This window comes from Sphingomonas sp. IC4-52 (genome assembly GCF_020707225.1).
Lineage (GTDB): Bacteria > Pseudomonadota > Alphaproteobacteria > Sphingomonadales > Sphingomonadaceae > Sphingomonas.
In genome coordinates this window covers 127868-153338 of sequence record NZ_JAJFEU010000006.1, presented here as the reverse complement: position 1 = coordinate 153338, position 25471 = coordinate 127868, and the positions used below count along the sequence as shown (strand labels likewise).

The 25471-nt window shown below is 64.0% G+C and carries 24 protein-coding genes, 2 tRNA genes and 1 pseudogene; 24 read left to right on the top strand and 3 right to left on the bottom strand.

Annotation, left to right across the window (positions count from 1 at the left end; genetic code table 11):
* Positions 1–9 precede the first annotated feature (9 nt).
* The 12 genes and pseudogenes from LK535_RS14590 (at position 10) to LK535_RS14535 (ending at position 10327) form a co-directional block, all read left to right on the top strand.
* The gene (locus LK535_RS14590) at positions 10–450 is read left to right on the top strand and encodes a hypothetical protein (RefSeq protein ID WP_227772654.1); all 441 of its coding nucleotides are present in this window, start codon (positions 10–12) and stop codon (positions 448–450) included.
* Positions 375–734, top strand: coding sequence for a cytochrome P450 (locus LK535_RS14585; protein ID WP_227772734.1), 360 nt, complete (start codon positions 375–377; stop codon positions 732–734). The genes LK535_RS14590 and LK535_RS14585 overlap by 76 nt, the downstream gene beginning before the upstream one ends.
* A 98-nt stretch (positions 735–832) precedes the next feature.
* Positions 833–1213 carry a hypothetical protein gene (locus LK535_RS14580; protein ID WP_227772653.1) on the top strand — a complete coding sequence of 127 codons (381 nt, stop codon included), beginning with the start codon at positions 833–835 and terminating at the stop codon, positions 1211–1213.
* 3 nt (positions 1214–1216) lie between these two features.
* Positions 1217–1702, top strand: a complete 486-nt coding sequence (locus tag LK535_RS14575) for a hypothetical protein (protein ID WP_227772652.1) — start codon at positions 1217–1219, stop codon at positions 1700–1702.
* 200 nt (positions 1703–1902) lie between these two features.
* Positions 1903–3495 carry a methyl-accepting chemotaxis protein gene (locus tag LK535_RS14570; RefSeq protein ID WP_227772651.1) on the top strand — a complete coding sequence of 531 codons (1593 nt, stop codon included), beginning with the start codon at positions 1903–1905 and terminating at the stop codon, positions 3493–3495.
* Positions 3417–4106: pseudogene (locus LK535_RS14565) on the top strand (methyl-accepting chemotaxis protein); the annotation flags it as partial. The gene LK535_RS14570 and the pseudogene LK535_RS14565, both read left to right, overlap by 79 nt.
* A 349-nt stretch (positions 4107–4455) precedes the next feature.
* Positions 4456–7308 carry a monovalent cation/H+ antiporter subunit A gene (locus LK535_RS14560; RefSeq protein ID WP_227772649.1) on the top strand — a complete coding sequence of 951 codons (2853 nt, stop codon included), beginning with the start codon at positions 4456–4458 and terminating at the stop codon, positions 7306–7308.
* Between the two features lie 2 nt (positions 7309–7310).
* Positions 7311–7667, top strand: coding sequence for a Na+/H+ antiporter subunit C (locus tag LK535_RS14555; protein WP_415837150.1), 357 nt, complete (start codon positions 7311–7313; stop codon positions 7665–7667).
* Complete coding sequence (locus LK535_RS14550) at positions 7664–9169, top strand: monovalent cation/H+ antiporter subunit D (protein ID WP_227772647.1); 1506 nt, start codon at positions 7664–7666, stop codon at positions 9167–9169. Before LK535_RS14555 ends, LK535_RS14550 begins: the two co-directional genes overlap by 4 nt.
* Complete coding sequence (locus LK535_RS14545; protein WP_227772646.1) at positions 9166–9654, top strand: Na+/H+ antiporter subunit E; 489 nt, start codon at positions 9166–9168, stop codon at positions 9652–9654. Before LK535_RS14550 ends, LK535_RS14545 begins: the two co-directional genes overlap by 4 nt.
* Positions 9651–9920 (top strand): K+/H+ antiporter subunit F, encoded by a 270-nt coding sequence (locus LK535_RS14540; RefSeq protein WP_227772645.1) that lies wholly within the window; start codon positions 9651–9653, stop codon positions 9918–9920. Before LK535_RS14545 ends, LK535_RS14540 begins: the two co-directional genes overlap by 4 nt.
* Before the next feature lie 5 nt (positions 9921–9925).
* Positions 9926–10327 carry a Na+/H+ antiporter subunit G gene (locus LK535_RS14535; RefSeq protein WP_227772644.1) on the top strand — a complete coding sequence of 134 codons (402 nt, stop codon included), beginning with the start codon at positions 9926–9928 and terminating at the stop codon, positions 10325–10327.
* A gap of 50 nt (positions 10328–10377) precedes the next feature.
* Here the strand turns inward: LK535_RS14535 and LK535_RS14530 are convergent, their stop codons facing one another.
* The gene (locus LK535_RS14530; RefSeq protein WP_227772643.1) at positions 10378–11799 is read right to left on the bottom strand and encodes a sigma-54-dependent transcriptional regulator; all 1422 of its coding nucleotides are present in this window, start codon (positions 11797–11799) and stop codon (positions 10378–10380) included.
* Between the two features lie 128 nt (positions 11800–11927).
* Between LK535_RS14530 and LK535_RS14525 the strand changes: the two genes are divergently transcribed.
* The 7 genes from LK535_RS14525 to LK535_RS14495 all read left to right on the top strand — a co-directional run bounded on the left by LK535_RS14525 (position 11928) and on the right by LK535_RS14495 (position 17123).
* Positions 11928–12062, top strand: a complete 135-nt coding sequence (locus tag LK535_RS14525) for an aa3-type cytochrome c oxidase subunit IV (RefSeq protein ID WP_227772642.1) — start codon at positions 11928–11930, stop codon at positions 12060–12062.
* Between the two features lie 3 nt (positions 12063–12065).
* Positions 12066–13190: an NAD(P) transhydrogenase subunit alpha gene (locus LK535_RS14520; protein WP_227772641.1), complete on the top strand. Its 1125-nt coding sequence runs from the start codon at positions 12066–12068 to the stop codon at positions 13188–13190.
* A gap of 126 nt (positions 13191–13316) precedes the next feature.
* Complete coding sequence (locus tag LK535_RS14515; RefSeq protein ID WP_066778800.1) at positions 13317–13616, top strand: NAD(P) transhydrogenase subunit alpha; 300 nt, start codon at positions 13317–13319, stop codon at positions 13614–13616.
* A gap of 97 nt (positions 13617–13713) precedes the next feature.
* Positions 13714–15222, top strand: coding sequence for an NAD(P)(+) transhydrogenase (Re/Si-specific) subunit beta (locus LK535_RS14510; protein WP_227772640.1), 1509 nt, complete (start codon positions 13714–13716; stop codon positions 15220–15222).
* A 125-nt stretch (positions 15223–15347) separates the two neighbouring features.
* Complete coding sequence (locus tag LK535_RS14505; protein ID WP_227772639.1) at positions 15348–16295, top strand: winged helix DNA-binding protein; 948 nt, start codon at positions 15348–15350, stop codon at positions 16293–16295.
* A gap of 102 nt (positions 16296–16397) precedes the next feature.
* Positions 16398–16473: transfer RNA gene (locus tag LK535_RS14500), tRNA-Val, on the top strand.
* Between the two features lie 140 nt (positions 16474–16613).
* Complete coding sequence (locus LK535_RS14495) at positions 16614–17123, top strand: DUF2141 domain-containing protein (RefSeq protein ID WP_227772638.1); 510 nt, start codon at positions 16614–16616, stop codon at positions 17121–17123.
* Positions 17124–17135: 12 nt separating this feature from the next.
* Here the strand turns inward: LK535_RS14495 and LK535_RS14490 are convergent, their stop codons facing one another.
* Complete coding sequence (locus LK535_RS14490; RefSeq protein WP_227772637.1) at positions 17136–17639, bottom strand: hypothetical protein; 504 nt, start codon at positions 17637–17639, stop codon at positions 17136–17138.
* 81 nt (positions 17640–17720) lie between these two features.
* Between LK535_RS14490 and LK535_RS14485 the strand changes: the two genes are divergently transcribed.
* The 5 genes from LK535_RS14485 to LK535_RS14465 all read left to right on the top strand — a co-directional run bounded on the left by LK535_RS14485 (position 17721) and on the right by LK535_RS14465 (position 24868).
* A tRNA-Arg gene (locus LK535_RS14485) sits at positions 17721–17797 on the top strand.
* A 719-nt stretch (positions 17798–18516) separates the two neighbouring features.
* Positions 18517–21204, top strand: a complete 2688-nt coding sequence (locus tag LK535_RS14480; protein WP_227772636.1) for an EAL domain-containing protein — start codon at positions 18517–18519, stop codon at positions 21202–21204.
* A 237-nt stretch (positions 21205–21441) separates the two neighbouring features.
* Positions 21442–22467 (top strand): NADP-dependent oxidoreductase, encoded by a 1026-nt coding sequence (locus LK535_RS14475; protein ID WP_227772635.1) that lies wholly within the window; start codon positions 21442–21444, stop codon positions 22465–22467.
* A 368-nt stretch (positions 22468–22835) separates the two neighbouring features.
* Entirely contained in the window at positions 22836–24149 is a 1314-nt protein-coding gene (locus LK535_RS14470; protein WP_227772634.1) for a hypothetical protein, read from the top strand.
* Positions 24146–24868: a class I SAM-dependent methyltransferase gene (locus LK535_RS14465; RefSeq protein ID WP_227772633.1), complete on the top strand. Its 723-nt coding sequence runs from the start codon at positions 24146–24148 to the stop codon at positions 24866–24868. Before LK535_RS14470 ends, LK535_RS14465 begins: the two co-directional genes overlap by 4 nt.
* Positions 24869–24903: 35 nt before the next feature.
* Here the strand turns inward: LK535_RS14465 and LK535_RS14460 are convergent, their stop codons facing one another.
* Positions 24904–25407 (bottom strand): TetR/AcrR family transcriptional regulator, encoded by a 504-nt coding sequence (locus LK535_RS14460; RefSeq protein WP_227772632.1) that lies wholly within the window; start codon positions 25405–25407, stop codon positions 24904–24906.
* Positions 25408–25471: the final 64 nt, after the last annotated feature.

The following is a 25471-nucleotide window of genomic DNA, read 5'->3' as shown; positions in this document are numbered from 1 at the left end:
GAGAGCGGCATGGCCAAGACATCTGCGCCCGCCTTGCCTCGGCTTTCGCTTCTGGAAACGGCAGCCGTTCTGGTGATTGCCGGCGGACCGCTGCTGGCAAAGGGAATCATGGTCCGGCGGCCTTGGGTCGTCAGGCTGCTCCAGGCGACCGGTCTCGAAGGCCGTGCCGTGAGATTGCTGCAGGAGATCCGCAGACGCCATGGTGCGGGCCTCGTGATGCTGCGCCTGCCCGGGCGTGAGCAGGCGGTGCTCCTGTCCGCCGACGAGGTACGGCGCGTGCTGGCGCAAACGCCGGTACCATTCGAAAGCGACAGCAGCGAGAAACACGCGACGCTCGCCCATTTCGAACCGGAAGGTTCGTTGATTTCGCGAGGATCCGACCGCGCAGAGCGGCGGACGCTCAACGATCTCGCGCTGGAAAGCGGATGCCCGAAGGCACTGGTGTGCTGATCCACGTGCCTTTCCTCCATCGGGACAACGAGCGTTTGCCATTCGCAGACCGATTTGCACCGGACGTGTGGTTGGAGGGGAAAGCGGCAGACTGGCCACTCATCCCGTTCAGCGGCGGACCAGGCGAATGCCCCGCGAAGAATCTGGTCCTGCTACTCGCCAGCGATACGCTGATGGCGCTGCTGTCGCGCAGGCGTTTTGCCTTGCCGCCGGGAACGAAGATCGACCCGATGTCTTTGCCGATGACTTTTGATCAATTCTCGCTGGCTTTGCGCCTGAGCTAGTTTGGGGGCCACTGGCCCTGGCTCGGCGCTCCCGGTTTCAACCTCGCCTCGTCATCAGCGTGCCGGATACGGGTGCTTGCATGGGTGTTGAGAACGGTATGCCACGACATTGGGTGACAGGCTGGATACTTGGCGCGGATGAGCGGGAGCGATTGCTGGAGCGGTTTACGCCACGCTTTCCCGACGTCATCGCTCATCATGTGACCCTTCGCTTCGGCGTCGAGGATGGGACGCCGCTGCCCACGGAAACTCGAGGGGAGATCGTCGGTGAGATCGACGATGGCGCCGGTGTGCAGGCGCTGATCGTCGCGATCGCTGGCACCACGGAGCGTGGGGACGGGGGCACGTATCATGTGACATGGTCGCTGGACCGGAAACGAGGGCGCCGGCCGGTGGAAAGCAATGATGTGATCGCCCGGTTCGGCTGGCAGCCCCTGGCTGAACTCGTCCCGATCCGCCTTCAACCCGCGAGGTTTTGACCGATGCAGCTTTATCTCGATTGCGACGGCGTGCTGGCCGATTTCGACCGGGCTGCCACCGAATTGCTCGGCTTGCCGCCTCGCCAGTTCGAAAAGCGGTTCGGCCTGGGGGAGTTTTGGAAGCGACTGGCGCGTCATTCCGATTTCTATGGATCGCTGCCGCTGATGCCGGATGCTGTCGCGCTATTCGACGCGGTACGCCACCTTGATCCGATCATCCTGACCGGCTTGCCGCGTGGCAACTGGGCGGCGCCGCAAAAGGTGCGCTGGGCAGCCGAGCACTTCCCCGGCACCCGGATCATCACCTGCCTGGCGGCGGACAAGCGACGCCATGCGCGCGAGGGCGACATCCTTGTCGACGACACGCTGAAATATCGCGACTTGTGGACGGGAGCGGGCGGTATCTTCGTGCATCATCGCAGCGCCGCGGAGTCTATCTCGGAACTACAGCGCCTGATCCCGGAGGCGATGGCTTCCGCCGAGGCCTGAACACGCCTGAGCAAGGCGTTGGGCTCGTTTCAGCCGGCGGGCTCCTCTGGTCATCCGCGCTAGCGAACGTGCGCGCGTGGCGCACCATCACCCCTGGGCGTGTAGACGATCATCCGCCCGCCGCCGACCTGCCGACCAACTGTTTTCTATAATGCCTTCAAAGCGCTGCGCGTGCGGCGTCAAACAGAATGGTGCTGAACATGACCGGCGGAATCGGCAAACTGCCCCTCGCAACCAAAACCACCTTTATCACGATCCTTTCGCTGATCGTCCTGGCGATCGCGACTTTCCTTGTAAGTGACAGGACGTTGACGTCCGATGCTCAGCGGGTTGCTGCCGAGCGACAGGAAACAAACATGCGCGTCGCCTGGAGCGTGTTGCGCCAACAGGGGAGCAGCTTTCGACGGGAGGGCGACAAGCTTTACGTTGGCAATCGCCTGCTCAATGGCTGGTCTGCGCCGGTGGACGAGGTGAAGCGGCTGGTTGGCGGAACGGCGACCATCTTCAGCGGCGATCAGCGGGTTTCGACGAACGTGATCAAGGCCGATGGCACGCGTGCTGTCGGCACGCCGCTTGCGGCGGGGCAGGCGCGGGACATGGTCCTGGGCGAAGGCAAGCCGTTCCGCGGTGAGGCCGACATTCTCGGACAGCCTTATTTTACCGCCTATGATCCGATCCGCGACGATTCCGGCAACGTCATTGGCATCCTGTACGTCGGCATCCCGAAGGAAGAGGTGCTGAGCGCCATCAAGAGCGTGCGGACGTCCATGGCAGTGGCGGCCTTCATCATCGCTCTGATCGCCACCATCGTCTCGCTGTTCTTGACCCGTGCGATGTTCCGACCATTGACCCAGATGAACCGGGCCATGCAGACGCTGGCCGCTGGCGGAACCGACACCGCCATCCCGGGCATTGGCCGCGGTGACGAGATCGGCCGCATGGCGCAGGCGCTGGAAAACTTCCGCGACGCGTTGCTGGCGCGCAAAGCGGCAGAAGCGAGCAATGCCGCGGCCGAGGCAGGTCGCGAGCGGATGATGTCGCTGCTGTCGCATTCACTATCGGGCCTGTCGACCGGAGACCTCACGGTCGATGTTCCCGCGGATGTTCCTGCAGAATACCGGTCGCTGGCCCAGAACTTCAATGCCGCGCTCGCCAAGCTGCGCGAACTGGTCGCCGCGGTGCGTATGAGCACCGATGCCATCCGCACCGGCTCCAACGAGATCGCCAGCGCTTCGGAAGATCTTGCCCGGCGCACGGAGAGCAATGCGGCCAGCCTGGAAGAGACGTCGGCGGCCATCACGCAAATGACCGAACGTGCCGCCAGCACTGCCTCCGCGGCATCGGCGACCGTCGTGCGGGCGGGCGGAGCGACGGAAGCCGTGGCGACCGGGCGCGAAACCGTGGACGAAGCCGTTCAGGCGATGACGCGGGTGGCCGAGAGCGCCAAGGGCATCGACACGGTGATCGAGGGCCTCGACAAGATCGCGTTCCAGACCCGCGTGCTCGCCATGAATGCGGCCGTGGAAGCGGGGAGGGCCGGTGAGGCTGGCCGCGGATTTGCGGTGGTTGCCGATCTCGTCTCTGCGCTCGCGATGCGGGCCGAGGAGGAGGCGCGACGCGCCCGCGAGCAACTAACCGTGACTCAGGACGAAGTTGTGGTTGCAGTTGGCGCCGTTCAGAGGGTCGATGGGTCGCTTGACCAGATTTCGCGATCGGTGGCCGTTCAGTGGCCGATCAGGCGGTTCAGGCGATGGGCCGGGTGTCGGAAAGCGCCAAAGGCATCGACAGCGTGATCGAAGGATTGGACAAGATCGCGTTCCAGACGCGCGTTCTGGCGATGAACGCCGCGGTGGAGGCCGGGCGTGCCGGCGACGCAGGCCGCGGCTTTGCGGTGGTGGCCGATCTCGTCTCGGCGCTGGCCATGCGTGCCGAGGAAGAGGCCAAACGCGCCCGCGATCAGCTCACCGTGACCCAGAGCGACATCGTGTGCGCGGTGGAGATGGTGCAAAAGGTGGATGGCGCGCTGGCCGACATCTCCGGCGACGTCGGCCAGGTCCACGAGCTGCTCGCGACCATGGCAGCTGACAATCAGGCGCAATCCTCTGCCATCACCCAGATCTCGGCCGCGGTCGGCACCATGGATCAGTCCACCCAGCAGAACGCCGCCATGGTTGAGGAAACCTCCGCTGCCGCCCGCAACCTCACCAGCGAGGTTCAGGCGCTCAGCGAACAGGCCGCCCGCTTCAAGGTCGACGATCGCGCCCGCCGCTCGATCCACGCCCAGGTCGAGGCGATGAAGCCAAAGCCGCGCAGCAGCGCCTATGTCTCGCCCGTCAAACCCCTCGCACCCGCCGCCATCTCCGCCCTCACCAGGCCACAGGATGACGACTGGAACGAGTTTTAGGACAAGCCGGGCGGGGAGGGCGCGGCCACCCGCGCGCTCGCCGCTCCCGTAGTAATCGCCCGCGCCCTGACCGGTGCGGGCGGTGTGCGTTGAGCGGCCGCTCTGCCGCCTGCGAAGGCGGCGCAGCAGCTCAGCTTCGACGACCTTCCGCTTGCGTCGCGGCGCTCAGAACGCAATAACCATCCGGGGTGCTCGCTTCAGCGTCGGGGTGAGCAGGTCGTGCGTTGGTCGGGCCGCCAGCGCCGGAGAGCCGTGCCCCGATGATCCGCATTCGCTTTTTACCGACAGTCGCTGGCCGCCTCCTGCGCGTCGGCCCACCAGCGGCGGCGCTGCTTGTCGGGGGCCCGGTTTGCACCTGATCCTGCTTGCCTTGCTCCCGTTCCTGGGGTGCGCCTGGCTGGCCTCACTGCCGCGGGCGAGCCGAAACTTTCAGGCCGGCATCGCCGTCGTCCATGTCGTGGCCGCTCTCGGTTTGTTATTGTTCATGGCCCCCGGCGTGGTCGCGGGCGTTCCCGAGCAGATCCGCCATTCGTGGGTGCCCGCGCTCGACCTGAGCTTCACCTTGCGTCTCGATGCTCTCGGGTTGCTGTTTGCGGGCCTGATCCTGGGCATCGGCTTGCTCATCGTCTGCTATGCCCGTTTCTACTTGCCGGCAGACGAGCCGATGGGTCGGTTCCTATCTCTGCTTCTGTTCTTCCAGGGCGCGATGCTGGGGATTGCGCTTTCCGGCAACGTCCTGCTGCTTCTCGTTTTTTGGGAACTGACCAGCCTTTCCTCGTTCCTGCTGATCGGCTTTCGCCGCGATGCCGTAGAGGGACGGCAGGGCGCCCGAATGGCGCTGGCGGTAACCGGCGGGGGGGGGCTCGCGCTGATCGGCGGGCTCCTGCTGCTCGGTCATATCGCCGGATCTCAAGAACTGACCGACATCCTTGCCCGGGGCGAAATCGTCCGCGCTTCTCCGCTTTACCCGGTGGCACTGATACTGATCCTGCTGGGTTGCTTTACCAAATCGGCGCAATTTCCGTTCCATTTCTGGCTGCCGCACGCGATGGCTGCGCCAACGCCGGTAAGCGCCTATCTTCATTCGGCCACGATGGTGAAAGCGGGGGTGTTCCTGCTGGCGCGTTTGTGGCCTGTGCTCTCTGGCACGGAATGGTGGTTCTATCTTGTCGCCACGACCGGCCTTGTCACCATGGTGGCGGGGGCCGCGATCGCGCTGTTCAAGCAGGATCTGAAGGCAATCCTTGCTTACTCCACGGTTAGCCAGCTTGGCCTGATGACGATGCTGTTTGGCTTCGGCACGCCGGCCGCCGCGCTCGCCGGCATTTTTCATCTGTTGAACCATTCGCTCTTCAAGGCCGCGCTCTTCATGAACGCCGGCATTGTCGATCATGAAGCGGGAACGCGGGACATTCGCCGTCTCGGCGGGCTGGCGCGGTTGATGCCGGTCACGTCCGCGCTCGGCATCGTTGCCGCCGCCGGCATGGCTGGCCTTCCGCCACTGGGCGGCTTCCTTTCGAAGGAAATGATGCTCGAGGAGGCGGCGCATACCAGCTGGGGCGGGCTGCACTGGCTGATACCGGCGCTGGCCCTTTTGGGGGCGACATTCTCGGTTGCTTACTCGCTGCGGTTCATCGTGCGGCTTTATCTCGGGCCGCCTCGCGACGATTATCCTGCACAACCTCATGATCCGCCGTTCGGACTATGGAGCCCTTCCGCGTTGCTCGTTGCGTTGAGCGTGCTCGTCGGTCTGTTTCCGGCGATGCTGACGGGTTGGCTGATCATTCCGGCTGCGGCCGATATCACGGGCGGAACCGCGCCAGAATTCCATCCTGCCTTATGGCATGGGCCGACTCCGGCCCTGGCGATGAGCGTGGTGGCGATCGTTGTGGGCGGGTTCATGCTGTGGCGGCACGCACCGCTCGAAGCGGTGTGGAACCGGCTCGCCCTGCCAGACGCGAAGCGTCTGTTCGAAGCGGCCATCGAACAAACCGTCCGTATTGCGCGCCGGATCAGTGACACCGTCCACAATGGCTCCCTGCAGCGACAACTCGCGCTCATGTTCATGCTGGCGGTCGCTATCGCGGTCGAGGCGATGTGGTATGGTGGATATGCGCCTGGCACGCGCCCGCTGCTTCCCGCCCCGCCAGTGGCGATCGTCGCCTGGGTGCTTTTGCTCGCCGCCACGGCGGCGGTCGCGTTGATGCCCCGGCAGCGCTTCCTCACGCTCATCTACATCAGCGTCGTTGGCCTCGTGGTCTCGCTCGCCTTCATCTACCTGTCGGCACCGGACCTCGCCCTTACGCAGATTTCGGTCGAGGTGGTCACCATCCTGCTGCTGTTGCTCGCGCTCAATCTGCTTCCGAAGCAGCCTGTACAGATTTCGAGCAGGGCCGAACGCGGGCGCAACCTCTTGCTTGCGCTTGCCGGTGGATCTGCGACTGGTCTCGCCGCCTGGGCGGTGATGACGCGCCAGCCCAACGATCCGATCTCCTCTTATCATTGGGCGCATAGCTATTCCGGTGGCGGCGGCACCAATGTCGTCAATGTCACGCTGGTGGACTTTCGCGCCTTTGACACCTTTGGTGAGATCACCGTTCTTGGTATCGCGGCGCTCACCATTTTTGCGCTGCTTCAGCCAGCCGCCCGCGGCGTGGCGGGCCAGCGGCTGCGAATGTGGGTGGCGGATCTGCCACGCTCGCCAGAGCGTCACCCGATGATGTTCGCTGTAGCCGCCCGGCTCCTGTTGCCGCTGGCGATGATGGTCGGCCTCTACATCTTCCTGCGGGGCCACAATGCGCCCGGTGGCGGCTTCATTGCGGGATTGATCGTGTCAATCGCGCTGCTGATGCAATATATGGCGTCCGGCTTCGAGTGGGCCGACCAGCGCCGGCAAATCGACGAGCATGCGCTGATTGGCTTTGGCGTGATCATCGCGGCGCTTACCGGATTGGGGTCACTGCTGTTCGGTGCGCCCCTGTTCACCAGTGCGTTCGGCTATGTGACGCTGCCGGTCATCGGCACCTTTGAACTGGCGACCGCGATGCTGTTCGACATCGGGGTCGCCTTGGCCGTGATTGGCGCCGTGATGCTTGCGCTGGCCGAGCTCAGCCACATTGCGCAGCGCGCGCAGAAGGAGCCGTCCGAGGACGATGGCCCGATGGACATCGATCCTGCAAAGCTACGGGGTGCGAAGGGGTGAGCATCGAATTTCTCGTCGCCACCGCCATCGCGGCGCTGACGGCGGCCGGCATCTACCTTTGCCTGCGGGGACGGACCTTCCCGGTGGTGATCGGCCTCGCCATGATGTCCTATGCGATCAACCTTTTCCTGTTCGCCATGGGGCGTCTGGTGGTCGGCCGCCCGCCGATCTTCGACAAAAACGCCGCCGCTTATACCGATCCACTGCCGCAGGCGCTCGTGCTGACGGCGATCGTGATCTCGTTCGGCATGACCGCCCTTGCCCTTGTGCTGGCACTGCGGACCTTTCTGGAAACCGGAACCGATCAGGTCGATGGCGAGCCTGATCCCGAACTGCTCGACCGGGAACATCGCGCATGAGCGCGCTGATTGCCGCGCCGGTGCTGCTCCCTGCCTTCGCCGGCGTCGCCACCTTGCTGTTCCGGCGGCGGCGGCGCTGGATCGGGGCTGGCATGTCGATTGGCGCGACGGCTGTGCTGCTGGTCATTGGCGTGGCGCTGCTGGTTCGCGCCACGACGGGGGAGGTGTCGGTCTACGCCCTCGGCGACTGGCCGGCCCCGTTCGGTATCGTTCTGGTACTCGACCGGCTCGCGGCGATGATGCTGGTTCTCACCGCGGCACTGGCTCTGGCCGTGGGCGTGCATGCCACGCTTACTGGCCTCGACCGCCGCGGGTGGCACTTCCATCCGCTGTTCCAGTTTCAGCTGCTTGGGATCAACGGCGCGTTTCTGACAGGTGACCTCTTCAACCTGTTCGTGTTTTTCGAGGTGCTGCTGATCGCTTCCTATGGACTGCTTCTGCATGGACAGGGCGCGCGGCGGCTGACCGCGGGCGTTCAATATGTGATCGTGAACCTGGTCGGCTCGACGCTGTTTCTGATCGCGCTTGGGCTGCTGTACGGCATCACCGGTACGCTCAACATGGCCGATATGGCGGTTCGCGGGGCAGCTTTGGGGGCGGGGGACCAAGGCCTGTTCCGCGCCGGCGGGATGCTGCTGATGGCGGTATTCGCGCTGAAGGCCGCGCTGCTGCCGCTCCACCTCTGGCTTCCCCGCGCCTATGCGGGCGCGGCGCCGGCCGTTGCGGCGCTGTTCGCGATCATGACCAAGGTGGGCGCCTACGCCATCATTCGCACCGGCCCGCTGATCTTCGCGGGCGCTGCGGGCAGGTACATGGTTCCCGCGGCACTAGCCACGATGATCCTCGGTTTCGCAGGGTTTGTGGCGGCGCGACATCTGCGCTCGATGGCGGCGTTCGGGCTGATCGGCTCAACCGCGATCCTGCTGACCGCCGTGGCCCTGTTCGAAGAGGGTGCGATGGCAGCGGCACTCTACTATTTGCCACACACGACAATAGCGGCGGCCTTGCTGTTCCTGGTCGCCGATCTGGTCATGCGCTGGCGGGGCGCAGAGGGTGATTCGATCGTCAGCACCGGCGCTTATCAAGGGCGGCAGCTGGTGGCATTCCTGTTCCTCGCCGCCGGCGTGGCGCTGGCCGGGCTTCCGCCGCTTTCCGGCTTCATCGGCAAGCTTTTCATCCTCGATGCGGCGCTCCGCTCGGCATGGTGGCCGGCAATCTGGGCGGTTATCCTTGGCACCAGCCTGGTGGCGGTGATCGCGCTTGCGCGTGGCGGCAGCACCTTGTTCTGGAAGCGCGGCACGGGCCAGCAACCCGCGGTCGAGCGTACACCTCCCGCTCTGTTGGAAGCTGCCCCGGCTGGCTTTCTGCTCGCCTTGCTGGGGATGCTGACAATCGGCGCTGGCCCGGTCACCGCCTATATGGAGGCCACCAGCAGGCAGATCTTCAGCACGGCCGCCTATATCGGCGCTGTCCTTCCTGCGCGCCCGGGAACCGGCGCATGAGGCGCATCCTTCCGCACCCAGGGCTCAGCGCGCTGCTCCTCCTCATCTGGCTGCTGATGCTGAACGCGATCAGCGTCGGCGGATTGATGCTCGGCAGCCTCTTCGCCATCATCGTGCCGCTTTACACCGCGGCCTTCTGGCCCGATCGGCCAATGATGCGGTGGAGGCTGCCGCTTCTCGCCTTTCTGCTTCTGGTTATCCGCGACATCATCGTTGCCAATTTTCATGTTGCACACCTGATCATCTTTCGCCGCAGCCGGGATTTGCGAACCTGCTGGCTAGCAGTCCCGCTGGATCTCGATTCGGCGGAGGCGATCACGCTGCTCGCCGGCACGATCAGCCTGACGCCCGGCACTGTCTCCGCCGATATCTCGACCGATGGCCGTTACTTGCTGGTTCATGCTCTCGACGTTGCCGATCCCGAGGCCGAGATCGCCCATATCAAGTCACGCTATGAGCGGCGCCTGATGGAAATCTTCCGATGATTGCCTTCGCGCTTGCCGGTGCGATGGCGTGTGTCGCCGCAGCGACATTGCTGTGCCTCCTGCGGCTGTTTCGCGGTCCAACCGCCGCGGACCGCATCCTCGCGCTCGACACGATGGTCATCAACGCCATCGCCTTCATCATCCTGTTCGGCATCAAACAGTCCACGACGATCTATTTCGAGGCCGCGCTCCTGCTCGCAATGGTGGGGTTCGTCGGGACGGCTGCCTATTCCAAGTTCCTGTTGCGCGGCGATGTCGTGGAATGAACGGCATGATGGTCTTCGCCGATGCCCTGATCGCAGGGCTTCTCCTGCTCGGCGGCGCGTTCGCTCTGATCGGAAGCTGGGGGCTGGTGAAGCTGCCCTCGTTGATGAGCCGTCTGCACGGCCCCACCAAGGCGACCACTCTTGGGGTGGGTAGCTGCCTTTTCGCGTCGGTGGTGTATTTCCCGCTGCACGGCCAGACGTGGACGGCGCACGAGCTGCTGATCGCCCTGTTCCTGTTCATCACGGCGCCGATTTCCGCCAACCTGATCGCCAAGGCCTATCTGCATGGCCGGCGCACGGAGCCGGAAGAAGGGACGGGCGCTGCGTCGGGCGGTTTCACGGACATGCCCGATCTCCCGCCCGGCAAGGCGGATTGGGCCACCTTCGGCCACGATCTCGAGCAGTAAGGGACCGGTCGGCTCGGAAGCGAATGCGGGGCTATGCTCGCATCATTCCTTTACGCCGCGCTGTCGATCCCCAGTTCGCTGAGCTTGCGATAGAGCGTGGAGCGGCCAATGCCGAGGCGGCGGGCCACTTCCGTCATCCGCCCCCGATAATGCCCGATCGCCAGCCGGATCACGTCTGCCTCGATCTCGTGCAGCGCGCGCAAGTTGCCGTCCGGGTGGAACAGCGTCACCCCGCCGGATGTCGACATATGCTGTGGTTGCGGCGCGCGGACCCTGCGTGCGTTCAGGGTTGCGATCTGCGGGAAATCGGTGCGCGTCAGGGCGTCGCCCTCGCACAGTACCGCGGCACGGAAGAGGGCATTCTGCAACTGGCGAACATTGCCCGGCCAGTCATAATCGACCAGCAGCGCCAGCGCGTCATCGGTAATGCCAAGCTGCCGAAGCCCGGGCTGGAGCGCGATTCGCGCGAGCAGGTGCCGCGCCAGCGCCGGAATGTCCTGCGCGCGATCCCGCAGGGGAGGAATCGTCACGGGAACGATGTTGAGACGGAAGAACAGATCTTCCCGGAACCGCCCTGCCTCGACCTCCTCGGAAAGCCTTTTGTTAGTGGCGGCGATCACCCGCACGTCCACTTCGCGGGCATGCCGGCCGCCCAACGGCTGGATCAGCCCCGTCTGCATGGCGGTGTGCAGCCGATCCTGCGTTTCGAGCGGCAATTCGGCGATCTCGTCGATGAACAGAGTGCCGCCATCCGCCTCAACAAACTTGCCCACCTTGCGGTCGAAGGCGCCGGGGAAGGCGCCCGGCTCGTGGCCGAACAGCTCGCTGTCGATCAGATTTGCCGGCAGCGCGCCGCAATTCACCGTCAGCATTGGCTTTTTGGCGCGCGGGCTGGCGGCATGAACGGCTTCCGCCACCACTTCCTTGCCAACGCCGCTTTCGCCCTCGATCAGCACGGCAACGCGCGCGCGGGCCGCCTTCGCGGCGATGGCCAGGGCCGCGCGAAACTGCGGCTCCGATCCGACGATCTCGTCAAAGCCGAGCATCGCCGGGATCTTTTCCGTCAGCGGCCGCAGTTCGCCGGCCGCGGTGCCCTCGACCGCCGCATCCAGCGCCTGCAACAGGCGTTCGGGGGCGAGCGGCTTTACCAGGAAATCGGTCGCGCCCGCCCGCATGGCATTTACCGCATGGGCGACCGAACCATTGGCTGTCACCACCAGAACCGGAAGAGCCGGCCGCCGGACGCGCAGTTCCGCGATCAAGGTGGAGGCGTCCGCATCCTCGCCCCAGTGATCGAACAGGATCGCGTCGAGGCGCATCCCGTCCTGCGTACCCAACGTGGCGATGGCAGTTTCCGCATCGCCAGCGAAGATCGTGCGCCATCCCCCACGCGCGGCGAGCGCCGCCACCAGCCGCCGCTGCGCAGGCTCGTCGTCGATCAGCATCAGCAAGCGCTGGCCGTTGCGCGTCATCTTTGGTCCTGTCCCATCCCGTGTCCTGCTTTAGCGCGTGCAAGTAAAAGCAGGCTTAAGCAGGCTTGAGGGGTGGCCGTCGAGCGGACTAAGACGCTACACAAAGCTTTTTGGGAAAGAGGATGGCTATGGCTGACCATGGTACGACCGGCGGAGACATGAAGGCGCATGCCGCTACCTACGGCCGCGTGATGGGAATGCTGAAGTGGGGAACGCTGGCCTGCTTGCTGCTGGCTGCCCTTGTCGTCTGGTTGATTGCTTGAGCCATGAAGATCGCTGTCCTTAAGGAGGGGGCGGACGGCGAGCGGCGAGTGGCGGCGACACCGGAAACGGTGAAGAAGTTCATTCAGCTGGGCGCAGATCTGGCCGTCGAATCAGGAGCAGGGGCCGGGGCCTCGATCGCCGATGAGGCGTATCGCGATGCCGGGGCGACAGTCGGCGATCGCGCCGGCACCATTGCCGGGGCGGATATCATCCTGGGCGTACAGGGGCCCGATCCGGCCTCGCTGGCCGGTGCGAAGCCCGGCGCCTGGGTGGCTGCCGGACTGAATCCCTTCGGGGATCGGGCACGGGTGGATGCCTATGCATCCGCCGGGTTGGAGGCCCTGGCCATGGAGTTCATGCCGCGCATCACTCGCGCTCAGTCCATGGACATCCTGTCTTCGCAGTCGAACCTGTCAGGCTACAAGGCGGTGCTGGATGCCGCGGCCGAATATGGCCGAGCCTTCCCGATGATGATGACCGCGGCCGGCACCGTTTCGGCGGCCAAGGTGTTCGTGATGGGCGTCGGCGTTGCCGGGCTGCAGGCGATCGCCACCGCACGCCGCCTGGGTGCTCAGGTTTCCGCTACCGACGTGCGCTCCGCGACCAAGGAGCAGATCATGTCGCTCGGCGCCAAGCCGATCTTCGTTGAGAACGTCGCCGGGATCGAAGGCGAAGGCTCCGGTGGCTATGCCACGGAGATGAGTGAGGAATATCAGAAGGCGCAGGCCGAGCTGGTTTCCGGGCACATCGCCAAGCAGGATATCGTCATCACCACCGCGCTGATCCCGGGTCGCGCTGCGCCGCGCCTGATCAGCGATGCGCAAATCGCAACCATGCGGCCGGGCAGCGTCATCGTTGACCTTGCGGTGGAGCAGGGCGGCAATGTCGAGGGTTCTGTCGCCGGCGAAATCGTCGTGAAGCACGGCGTCAAGATTGTCGGCCATCGCAACGTGCCCTCGCGCCTCGCGGCAGACGCTTCGGCCTTGTTCTCGCGCAATCTGTTCAACTTCCTGTCCGCCTTCTGGGACAAGGAACAGGGCAGGCCGGTGCTGGACGAGGAAATCGGTGACGCGGTTCGGCTGACCCGGGACGGCAAGGTCGTCAATCAACGGCTGTTGACCGCCTGATGCTGTCCTACACGCCGCCATTAGGTCACAGGGATGATCGGCGGGCGGCGAAAGTTGAGGCGCAAGAAGAAAAAGCGCGCGGGTGTCTCAACTTTCTCAACATTCGCGTCGTGTGAGGAGGGGAAGTTGAGCTTCATCGCGATCCTGTCGATCTTCGTGCTGGCGTGTTTCGTCGGCTATTTCGTGGTTTGGTCGGTCACCCCGGCGCTCCACACGCCGCTGATGGCGGTTACCAATGCGATCTCCAGCGTCATCATCGTCGGTGCATTGATCGCTGCGGCCGCAAGCGGCTCGGCGAGTGCCAAGTGGCTCGGCCTGCTGGGCGTCGTGCTCGCCAGCATCAATATCTTTGGCGGTTTCGCCGTCACCCAGCGCATGCTGGCGATGTACAAGAAGAAGGAACGGCCCGCAGCGGCCAAGCACTGATCGCTGGCGTTGCCCGGCACCGGCCGGGGAACGCGAAGTGGCGCCCGCAAAAGGGTGATCCGGCGCTCGCCGGAAGACGGATAGGGGGAAGAGGATAGTGGAACACGTCGCGGACAATCCCTGGGTAGCGCTCGCCTACCTGATATCGGGCGTGTGCTTCATTCTCGCCCTTCGAGGCCTTTCCAGCCCCGAAAGCAGCCGTCGCGGCAATCGCTACGGCATGATCGGCATGGCCATCGCCGTGGTCACGACGCTTGCCACTCACGTTCCGGTAACGCCCGTTCTCGCGGTGGGTGAAGTCGCTGGCTACGACTATGCGGCGCTGTTGCAGCGGGTTGATTCGCTGGCAGTGTTCCAGATCCTGGCCGCCATTGGCATCGGTGCCGTAATCGGTATCGTCACGGCACGGCGCATCGCCATGACGGCCATGCCGCAGCTGGTTGCCGCATTTCACAGCCTTGTCGGCATGGCCGCGGTGCTGGTTGCCATCGCCGCTTTCCTAAACCCGGTGGCGTTCGGCATCGCCGATGTCGTCACGCCGCTGATCGGCGCGCCGTTTGCCGCCATTCACGGTGTGAGCCGGATCGAGATGATCCTGGGCGTCGCCATCGGTGCGATCACCTTCTCCGGCTCCGTCATCGCCTTCCTGAAGCTGAACGGCAACATGGGCGGCGCACCGATCATGTTGCCGGCGCGCCATGCGATCAACCTTGGCGTGGCGCTGATGATCGCCTGGTTCTCCTTCTCTTTCTGGCTGACGCAGTCGCCACTCGATTTCTGGATCGTCGTCGCGCTTTCCTTTGCCATCGGCTTCCTGCTGATCATCCCGATCGGCGGCGCAGACATGCCGGTCGTCGTTTCCATGCTGAACAGCTATTCCGGCTGGGCAGCGGCGGCGATGGGCTTCACGCTGCACAACACCGCGATGATCATCACCGGCGCGCTGGTGGGTTCGTCGGGCGCGATCCTCAGCTACATCATGTGCCGCGCCATGAACCGCAGCTTCATCAGCGTCATCGCTGGCGGTTTCGGCGCCGAAGCGGGGCCAAGCGGCGGCGGTGCGGCGAAGATCGATCGCCCGTGGAAGCGTGGCTCTGCTGAAGACGCCGCGTTTCTGATGAGCCAGGCCGAACAGGTCATCATCGTGCCCGGCTATGGCATGGCGGTAGCTCAGGCGCAGCACGCCCTGCGTGAGATGGGAGACAAGCTGAAGGAGCATGGCGTTCGCGTAAAATATGCCATTCACCCCGTGGCGGGCCGTATGCCGGGTCACATGAACGTGCTGCTGGCAGAGGCGAACGTCCCCTATGACGAAGTGTTCGAGTTGGAAGACATCAACTCCGAATTTTCGCAAACCGACGTGGCCTTCGTCATCGGTGCAAACGACGTGACCAACCCGGCTGCAAAGACGGATAAGTCGTCACCCATCTATGGAATGCCCGTCCTTGATGTCGAAAAGGCCAAGACTGTTCTCTTTGTGAAACGCTCTATGGGCGGGGTTGGGTATGCCGGCGTCGACAATGAGGTCTTCTATCGCGACAACACCATGATGCTCCTCGCGGATGCCAAAAAGATGGTCGAAGAGATCGTCAAATCCTTAGATTAATCCGCGCTGGTCCAATTTGGATGTGAAAATCAATTCGGCATGTATACCGTGCCATTTCGGATGTTAGACAACTGATAGACCGATAATGGTAAACACTTGGGTTCGATCGCGGATCGGAGTGATGCATGCATTTGATTGAACGAGAATATCAGGCTCAATTGAACTCACGGTTTGATGCCGTGCTGATCAATGGGGCGGGGGAGGATGAAACCGGCGGGGCAGGGGCTGCCGCTGCGGTCGCGCTTGCCGGCGGTCGCATCGTTACCTCGGCGCCGCTTGGTGATGCTGTTAAGCGGATCGCGGACATTGCGTCCCGGCCGTTGATCGTAATCGACGCCCGTTCTGCTTCGGATGATGATCTCGCCAGGTCCTTGTCCCGGCTCGACGGTCTGGCCGCCGGCCGCGACTTGCCGATGGTGGTAGCGATCGCTTCGGAACAGATCGATGTGGCCGCTGCCGGGTTGATGCTTTCCCGTCACCAGATTCTCTGTGATCCTGCGCCCTCGGATTGGATCGGGGCGATTGCCACTGCGCAGGGCGTCTCCAACCTGGCTCTGCATGACCGGATCAGCGAGAACGAGGCGGCTCGGCTGGCGAAGCTGAATGCCGAAGTCGCCCGAATCGCTGACGTGCTTGCGCGCCTGTCGAAGCATGAAGAGCAGCCGCTGGCGGGGCTGGTGGCGGACGCTAGAAGCGACTTTGCGCCGGAGCCAGGCGGTGAGCATCCAATCACGGCCGCCGACATCCGTCAGATCGTGCGGGCGCGGCGACTGCGGGATCGCTACGTCGGCTCGGGCCTGTTTGAAGATCCCGCCTGGGACACGATGCTGGATTTGTATGCAGCCCATCTGGAGCGCGCGCACGTCTCGGTATCCAGCCTGTGCATTGCCGCCGCCGTCGCGCCAACAACAGCGCTGCGCTGGATCGCTCGGTTAACCGAGGCTGGCCTTTTCGAACGTCGACCTGACCCCTTTGACCGGCGGCGCGCCTTCATGTCGCTGACGGAGCGTGGGCTTGGTGCCATGCGCAGCTACGTTTCAATGGCGCGCGCACTGGGGCTGCCGGTGGTCTGAGCGGCACCTCCAGCGAAACTGCGTCGCGCTGTACATGGGCAATGCATTGCACGAGCCTTGTGTAGCGCGCGCAGGACGCTTAAGGGGGCGGTCACCCCGAGGGGGCGCTTAGCTCAGCTGGTAGAGCGGCTCGTTTACACCGAGTAGGTCGGCGGTTCGAACCCGTCAGCGCCCACCATATCCTTCATCCAGTCCCGCCCGACGTCGCGACGCCATGAAGCGGGCTCGAAGGCAGGATCCCGACGGGGACACTTTGCGGTCCTCTTTCGCCGACGAATCGCCACGGTTGCGCCATCAGCAGCTGCGATATCGTGCCACATGAAGACCTTACCGCTGATTGCCCTTGCCTCCCTCTTCCTCGCGGCGCCTGCTGCGGCCCAGCCGGGCGCCATCCTGGGGCCCTATGCGGCACGCTGCGCGGCTGGAAACGCACCCGCGATTCTCGTCAACGTGGTCGGACTGAAGAGCCGGTCGGGCAAGTTGCGGGTACGGACGTTCGGCGGCCCGACCTCCAGCTGGTTCGAGAAGAAGAGCTGGCTGACGCGCGTTGAGGTGCCGACACCCGCAAGCGGGCCGGTTCGCTTTTGTATGCCTGTATCCTCGCCCGGCACCTATGCGGTCGATTTTCGCCACGACGTCAGCGGGAACGGAGGCACCGACCGCTCCGACGGGGGCGGCGCATCCGGCGACCCCAAGGTCACCCTTCTCGATTTCGTGCTCGGGCGTAAGCCATCGCCGAAGGTGACTGCCGTTCGGGTGGGCAGCGGTGTCACTGAGATCACGATCACAGCCATGTATCTGCGGAACGGTGCGCTGCGCCCGATCTAGAGTTGTTCTGGTTCAGGCCGGCGCCAGCCGCGCCTGCAACGCGGCGATTCGTTCTGCCTGGCTGGTGACCGCCGCGCGCACTCGATCGGCGGCACTGGTGAGCGGCTGGTAATCAGGGGCAAGGGAGAGCGCTCGCTCGCTGGCAAGATCATCCAGTGTAATGGCTATTTCCGAGGTCGCCGAGCGCAGCGCATCCAGTTCGGCCAGTGCCACGTGAGCGTCCAGCCACGCCTCACTACCCGCTGCTGCTCCTCTTGCGGCGGTTACCAGCCGCTCGGCACGGCTGCTCGCACTGTCAAAGGCATTGGTGCGCTCTTCCAGCGTTCGTAAGGCAGCGGCAACCTTCGCATCTACCGCTGGATCAGGAGCGCTTGGTTCCGCCGTTGCGGCCGCGGGCTCCTCCAAGCTCTGTGATTCGGCCGCACGCGGCAGGAGGGAAGGGTAGCTCGCGGGAGCGGTGCACCCCGCGATCAGCAATCCGGGGATCAGCGGGGCGAGGAAAGCTCGAAAAAACATGCAGGGAGCTTACTTTTTGAAAAAGTAGCTCGCAACGCTCTTGCGCAATCCGAAAGTCGCTTCTATCAGCGCCACTCCAACGCGCCCGTAGCTCAGCTGGATAGAGCATCAGACTACGAATCTGAGGGTCGGACGTTCGAATCGTTCCGGGCGCGCCACTTTCTTAGTGAAAGTTCAGGTACGGGGCGGCGCAAGCCGCCCCGAACTGTTTCTGCTCCTCTTAGCATTGAGCAGGCTTCAACGACATCAGCTTCAATTGCAAAGTTTCCTGTCCGCGGGCCGGCTGGTCCTGCGCGATCACAGGTGTGCGACGTTCGGTTTGCCGTCATGCAGGCTCAGATCCGGATCGACTCCCACAGCGGGCGACTTTGTCCATAGCCGCCTTGGTCCTTTGGACCGTCGTCCACTAGCCCCGGCGTGACTAATTGGCCCCACTCGGGGCAGGCGGATAGATCGACGCCCAGTCGGAGTCCGGTACCGAACCTTCCATGTACCGGATGCTTCGCCGCAAAGGCGCCATCACCGTGCAAGATGGGGCAGTCTCGAAGCGTTCGCTGCGGCAGCAAACCGCTGACGTAACGTTTTTCTGCGATACCAGACCATCCCCTCAGGTCCCGAAACGCAAATCCCGTGCGGAGTTGTTGCATCACCGGCATGAAACGAAAGACCAGCAGCACGAACGCTAGGGACAAACACGTCAACAGAACTGACGCCTGAACCGTTCGCTTGGATCATTGCCTTCTCCCGCGAAAGCATTGCGACGCAACGCTTTTGCAAGACTTGGCCGTTATTAATCCGCTAAAGCCCTGGCTGAAGGTGGAAGGTGTAGAGCGGCAATGTTCGGCAGCGGGCGTGCTTTGTGCGGAAGGCTGGTCGCATGAGGATCGGGCAACGTCTCGCGATGCTCGTGCTGCTGGCGATGGTTCCACTCACCATTCTCGAAGTGGTGGGGGTACGCTCCGAACGGCGCGAGGAGCAGGAAGAGGTTGCCGCCATCGCCTACCGGACGGTTCACCGGGCGGCGGCCGAGCAGGCGCGGATCGTCGATGGCGCTCGCCAGTTGCTCACTGCTCTCGCCCAGATACCGGCCGTGCAAGGGGGGGAGACTGCGCGGTGCAGCCTTATTTTGTCGCGGCTGCAGAAGCAGATCGACATTTACATGGCGATCGGCGTCGCCAATCCTGCCGGCCGCATCTGGTGTAGCAGCACGCGACCAGGAACCGACATTTCTGACCGGCCCTATTTCAAGAGAGCACTGGCCGAGCGGCGTTTTTCAACTGGCGGTTACGTGGTCGGCCGAGTGTTCCACCGACCCTCGCTGAATTTCAGCTTCCCGGTTAAGGACAGCAAAGGCAGGGTACTCGGCGTTCTCGTCGCGGGGTTGGACCTGAACAAGCTCGCCAAGGACCTGCGTCGAGCAGCATTACCTCCTGCAACCCGGCTCGCCATCATCGGCCCGGATCGCAAATTGCTGGTGGCGCTGCCGGATAATGCCGGCGTGGGCACAACCCTGCCACGGCAGTTCGACGACGCATTCAAATCTAGGGCGCCGGGTGTCACGGAAATGCCGTGGTTCGACGGAAGCGAGCGCATTGTCGCTTATGTTCCGCCGGGTAGCTATTCCGATCTGCCCTTCATGGTTCTCGCCGGCAGTTCCAAGGACGCGGCACTGGCCGATGTCGAGGAGCGGACGGGCTTGCGCCTGCTCGTGCTGCTCGCGACGATCGGTATCGCGCTGGTGTTGACGTCATGGTTTTCCGCGAAGTTCGTTCGAAAGCCGATGGCCCATCTCATGGCCACGGCTAGGGCATGGCAGCGCGGCGAGAGCAGCGCGCGGGTAGGCCGGATCGGGGACGGGGGCGAATTCGAGGCGCTAGCGAGCGTCTATGACGAACTGGCCGAGGGCTACGACGAGCGGCACCGGCGCCTGCTCGATGCTCTGGAGAGCACCAACGACAGCGTGATGACGGTCGCGCCCGATTGGACCGTTACGTTCATGAACAAGCGCGCCCGTGCCCGCGTCGGCGATCTGACGGGCGGAGCAGTCGGGCGCTCGGTCTGGGAGCTATTCCCCGAGCTCGCCGATCACCCGGTTGGCGACGAGGGGCGAACGGCAATGCTGGAGCGTCGACCGCTCAGCCTGCACTTCAATTATCCCCGACTGGACGGGCATTTCGAGGTCAGTGGCCTGCCGGTGGAAGACGGCAGCATGATGTTCTTTATCCGTGACGTAACGGAGCAGCAGCGCGCTCAGGAGGAATTGCGCAAACTGGCGCTCAGCGACTCTTTGACCGCTCTGCCGAACCGAGCACATGCAATGTCGCTGGCGCGTCAGATGCTCGAGGAGCAGCGTCTCGCGGCGCTGCTGCTGATCGATCTGGATGATTTCAAATACGTCAACGACAGCTTCGGTCACCAGGTCGGCGACGCGCTCTTGCAGCGTGTCGCTGCTCGGCTAGCCGCTTGCCTGCCGCCCGACGCGATCATCGCTCGCCTTGGCGGCGACGAGTTCATGGGCTTGATCGCGCGAGAGGATGATCGGGCAGCGCATCGCGGAAACGAACTTCTGCGCGCCTTGGCGTGCGAACCGTTCCAACTCGGCAAGCGCAGCCTTCGCGCCGCGGCGAGTTGCGGTGTGATGATGGTGCCGGAAGGGACCACTCCGCATGTGGAGGAGCTGTTCGCCAATGCCGATCTTGCGCTGTACCGCGCAAAGGCCGCGGGTGGCAGTGTTGTCCATGTTTATACGCCGGCCGACCGCGAGGATTACGAGGCGCGGCGTGTCCTGGAGGAAGAAGTTGAGCGCGCGGCGCTTGAGGGGGAGTTTGAGCTTCTCTTCCAGCCTCAGATCCGGCTGAATGATGGTGCGGTTGTCGGCGCGGAGGCGCTGCTACGCTGGCGCCATCCGCAACGCGGACTCCTCACGCCGGAGGCGTTCATTGGCGTATTGGCGGAAAGTCGCCAAGCGGCGGCAGTCGGGGACTGGGTCTTGGACGAGGCGTGTCGCCAAGCGGCGCGCTGGTGGAACGCAGGCCACCATATCCGGGTAGCCGTCAATCTTTTTCCCGAGCAGGTACGGTCGAATGGCTTGGCGGCGACCGTGCATCGCACGTTGAAGCGGCACGGCCTGCCACCGCGCGCGCTCGAGATCGAATTAACGGAAGCGGTCGCATTGGCTGGCGACGCTGGCACCAAGGCGAACCTGCTGGCGTTGCGGATGCTGGGCGTTTGGCTGGCGCTTGACGATTTCGGCACGGGATTCGCCTCGCTTACCACGCTGAAGGACATCCGGGTCGATCGCTTGAAGATCGACCGTAGTTTCGTCGCGCACCTCCCGGGTAACGACCTCGACTTGGCCATCGTGGACGCCGTTCTCGCGCTTGCCCGCACCCTGGGACTGGAGGTGATTGCCGAAGGCGTCGAAACGGAGGGGCAGGAGGCCTGTCTGCGATCACGCGGTTGCCACGAGGCTCAGGGATATCGCTATGCTCGGCCGATCTCAGGTGAAGCGGTGGAGCACTTCCTTTCGGGGCGCGCGTGCGGAGCCGTCGCCGCGGCCGGGTGAGTTCCTCCTCACCGCTGTCATCGATCGCTGGGTCAAACCAGTGGACTGGCTCCGCGGTCTTCCGAGCCTGCACGCCCAGGTTCTCTGTCGTTGCTGCTCGGCCGGCGACTAGTCGCGGGAGCTGCTCGCCAGAGGTCAAGCAAGGTGTAGCTTGCGCAAGCTAAATCGATCGCGCTCTCCCCTGCGGCAGATTAGGTGGCATAGTCGACCAACGGAAAAGTCGGAGAGGATGCCCGCATGATTAATCGGCAATGGACTTTGGCGTCGCACCCAACCGGTGAGCTCACTCGGCAGAACTTCTCCTGGAGCGAGCAACCGCTGCCGGCGGAGCCACCAGCGCCGGGCCAGATCTTGCTTCAAACGGAACTTCTGTTGTGTGCACCCACGATCAGGAACTGGATCAGCGGTAATCGCAGCAGCTATTATCCGACAATTGAAGTCGGCAACCCTGTTCTGGCACCGGCGGTTTGCCGGATTGCGGCCAGCGACGACCCTGATTTTCCCGTTGGCGCGCGTGTGCTCGGCACCGCCGGTTGGCAGGACTATCAATGGGCGAACCCGGCACTTGGTTATCGCGTCATTCCCGATGGAGTGTCGTCCGTGGATGCTCTGGGCGTCCTGGGGATGAACGCACTGACGGCATATTTTGGCATGCTTGACGTGGCCAGGCCGCGTGCAGGTGAGGTGGTACTGGTTTCAGGCGCTGCCGGTTCGGTCGGCTCGATCGCGGCGCAGATCGGCCGCATCGTGGGTGCGCGCGTGGTGGCGATCTGCGGAGGCGCGGAGAAGGCTTCCTGGCTTCGCAACAACTGCCGAATAACGGACGTGATCGACTATAAGTCGGAGAATGTCACGGCGCGCCTGGATCAGCTGTGTCCCGGGGGTGTTGACGTGTTCTTCGACAATGTCGGTGGCACCCTGTTGCGCGATGTGGTGGCGCGGCTCAATCGGGGTGGCCGGGTAGCCTTGTGCGGGCAGATCGCGACCTATGATGGCGCCGCCGGTGATCCGCCGCTGGATATGATGCGGATCATTTACGGTGCAATCCGGCTGCAAGGCTTCCTGGTACCGGACTATGCTGACCGCTATGAGGAGGCGACCACGCAGCTGGCGCAGTGGCTCGCTGCCGGCGAGCTGGTCCATCGCGAGGACATCCGCGACGGGCTTGAACAGTTGCCCGAGACATTTGCCTCGCTCTTCCGAGGCGACAACAGCGGCACGTTGATCGCGCGCATCAGCGACGAGGAAGGTCACCCGCTCTGATTGTTCCCCGGCGCTCGATCCGGCCTGCCGCCAGCCCGCGCTGACCCGCGGATTGCCGATGCAACTGGGCGGACCGCGGCGTCGCTGGCGGCTGCTCAGGGGCATGACGCACTCGCGGTCTCGCTGACGTCACACTCGCGATGATCGCCTGCCAAGCTCCTGGCCCGGCGCGCCCGGCTGGCTTGGCAGCTCCTTCCAGAGATCGTGGCCGTTCACTTAGGACGTTCAACCTACCCGCGGGAGCTTAGGGACACATCCGTAATGCGTCCGGTTGGCAACTTTGGCAGCGTGGGCAGCAAGCTCCTGAGCGGGGGTGGCCCGGCGCAGCGGTGACATCCACTCCTCCGCCTGGCCGACGGAGGGTGGATATGGCCAGCAATGCCGCTGCGTCAGCGAGTGGCAGAAATACGCGCCCTGCGGAGCGGCCGGCGCTTGCATGGGCGGTTCTGCTGGGGTCTGGTCTTCTTTATGGCCTGACGGTCTGGGCGACCCCGATAAGGAGTGATGAACACGACGTGCTGGTCGCGGCGATGAGTCTCGCCCGCGACGGTGCGTTGCCGTTTTTGAGCGGTAGTCATGATTTAGGGGCGCTGTTGTCCGTCCTGGCAAGTTCCTTGTTGGAACTTGGCGGGGATCCGCCGATCGCGATGGTTCGCCTGCCATCCATCCTGGCGACTGCGGTGGCAGCGGCATGGCTGTTCGTCTGGTTGCGGGAGCACGCGGGCACCACAGTTGCTGGGATCGCGACCATATTGTTCGTGCCGTCGGGCTGGGCTTTGCAGGGCGCCCATTCCGCTGGCCAGGGCGCTCTTCTGACACTGCTGGTGCTTGTTTCAGCGACGTGGCTGTTCGATGCCAGCCGCTCCTCCGCCGGTGCTACACGCCGTCGCATCGCCGCCGCTGCATTGTTGCTCATCGCGTTCCAGCTTCAACCGTCTGCGGCCATCGCAGCGCTCGGGCTGCTGATCTGGTGTCTGCCGGGCATGCTGCGCGCGTTGGTCGATCAGCATTTTGCCCGCAGGACTCCGATCCTGATCGTCGCCGCGGCGGTTTTCCTGCCGCTCCTCGCGCTGATCGCGCCCGCCGTGATCGGCACGGTCACAGGCAGTCTGCTTAGCGCCACCGCCGAAAGTGAGGTGTCTGGCGACAATCTGTTCTACCTGCACGACCTGTGGGTCCAGGCTCCGTTGCTGACGTTGTTCCTGCCGGTGGCGGCGGTGTTTGCTTGGCGGCGTTCGCCTCCGCTTGCAGCCCACGCGCTCGTGCTGCTGATCGTTCCCCTGCTGGTTCACTCTGTAACGGGTTCAAAGGCAGCCGGTGCGTGCGCTTATGTCATTCCGTATCTGGCTATCATCTATGCTCTCGCCCTAGCGGGTCCCGCGAAGCAGCTTCGCGCGCATCTGTCTGCCACGCTGGCGAGGCAAGGTGCCGATAGGAAAGTTGCGCAGGTGCTGAGCACGGCTCTCCTGCTGCTGCTTGGCGCAGCCGCTATCGTGCTGGCCAACCCCGCCTACAGGCATACCGTTCAGGTTGTTCAGATGTCCGCAGGGAGCATGACGTGGGCCCGCCAACCCGCGGTGACGCGCGTGGGCGCAATCTGGAGCGATCATGCCGCGTCCGGCGTGTTCGGGGCACATCCGCCGCTCTCGTTGCCCGTCGATCTAAAGGAAGTTGCAGTATGACCGCGCTGGATGTCGCATGGCCGGATCTCGAGACCTCTTCCGAGGCGTTCGCGAGCCGGTTTGGCGATGAGGCTGGCGCCTATTTCCTCGACGTACAGCGTCGAGGCGTTGCAGGCTTGCTGCCGACCTCCGGGCTCAGCAGCATTCTGGATCTTGGCGGTGGCCATTGCCAACTGGCCGGACAGCTTGTTGAAACGGGCGCTGCCGTGATGATCTTCGGCAGCGACCGGCGGTGTGCGGAGCGGCTGGCGCGTGATCCGGTTACGGCGAAGGTGCAGTTTCAATCCGGGGACCTCCTGGCGACCCCTTATGATGATGCCAGTTTCGATCTCGTGACGTCGATCAGGCTGCTCGGTCACGTAAACTATTGGCACGTGCTGATCGCGGAACTCTGCCGTCTGGCTCGGCGCACTGTCATCATCGATTATCCCAGCATGTTCAGCCCCAGCGCGCTCCGACTGCTGAGCGGCGGGGCCAACCGGCCAACCGGGGGTGATCCGCGAACCTACCGCCGTTATCGTCCTGGTCAGATCTCGGCATGTTTCGCCCGGCACGGTTTTCGTCTCGCCGGGGAGTATCGCCAGTTGACCCTCCCGTTTGGGATGCACCGTCGCTATGGCCCGCGTGCATCTCTTGTCGAGGAGCGGCTTCGCGCGTGGGGTGTCACTGCCTGGATGGGCAACCCGGTGCTTGCCAGGTTCGATCGCATCGAGGGTTGATCTGCTGGTAATGCGATCCCCACGGCGTGGTTTGTTCAGCCATGGCGCAATGGGCCGATCACCAGCCTGTCGAGCAGCATAGCGACGTCGTCGGCGCTCCTGTCGGGCTCCTCGCACAGCCACCAATCCAACAGTTCAACCGTGCTTGCGACGGCGAGACGTAACGCCAATCGCTGGGGCAGCCATTCCGGCGAAAGGTCCGGCAGTTCGGCGGTCCGCGCGACAATGTGTCGCGCCAGCATGCCGCGGGTCTCGTCGCCCGCGCCACGTAGGAGCGCCAGAAACATGGTTCGGTGCTCCGCCACTTCGCGGGCCAGCATACGTGCCGCCGCGCTTGTATCTGCGGCGATCATGGCCGGCATCATTCGCGCGGCAAGCTCATCGGCCACAACCACGACGGTGTCGATCAGCAAGTCGCGAACGTTCGCATAGTGGCGGAAGTAAGTGGCATAGCCGACGCCCGCACGCGCAGCGACCTGGGCGCCCGTGACGTCCTCCAATCGCGTGTCGCGTAGCAGTTCGATCAACGCATCGCGCATCGCCGCGCGTGATCGTGCAACTCGTGCGTCCCGTCGTTGCTTTTCGTCTCGTTCAGCCACCGCT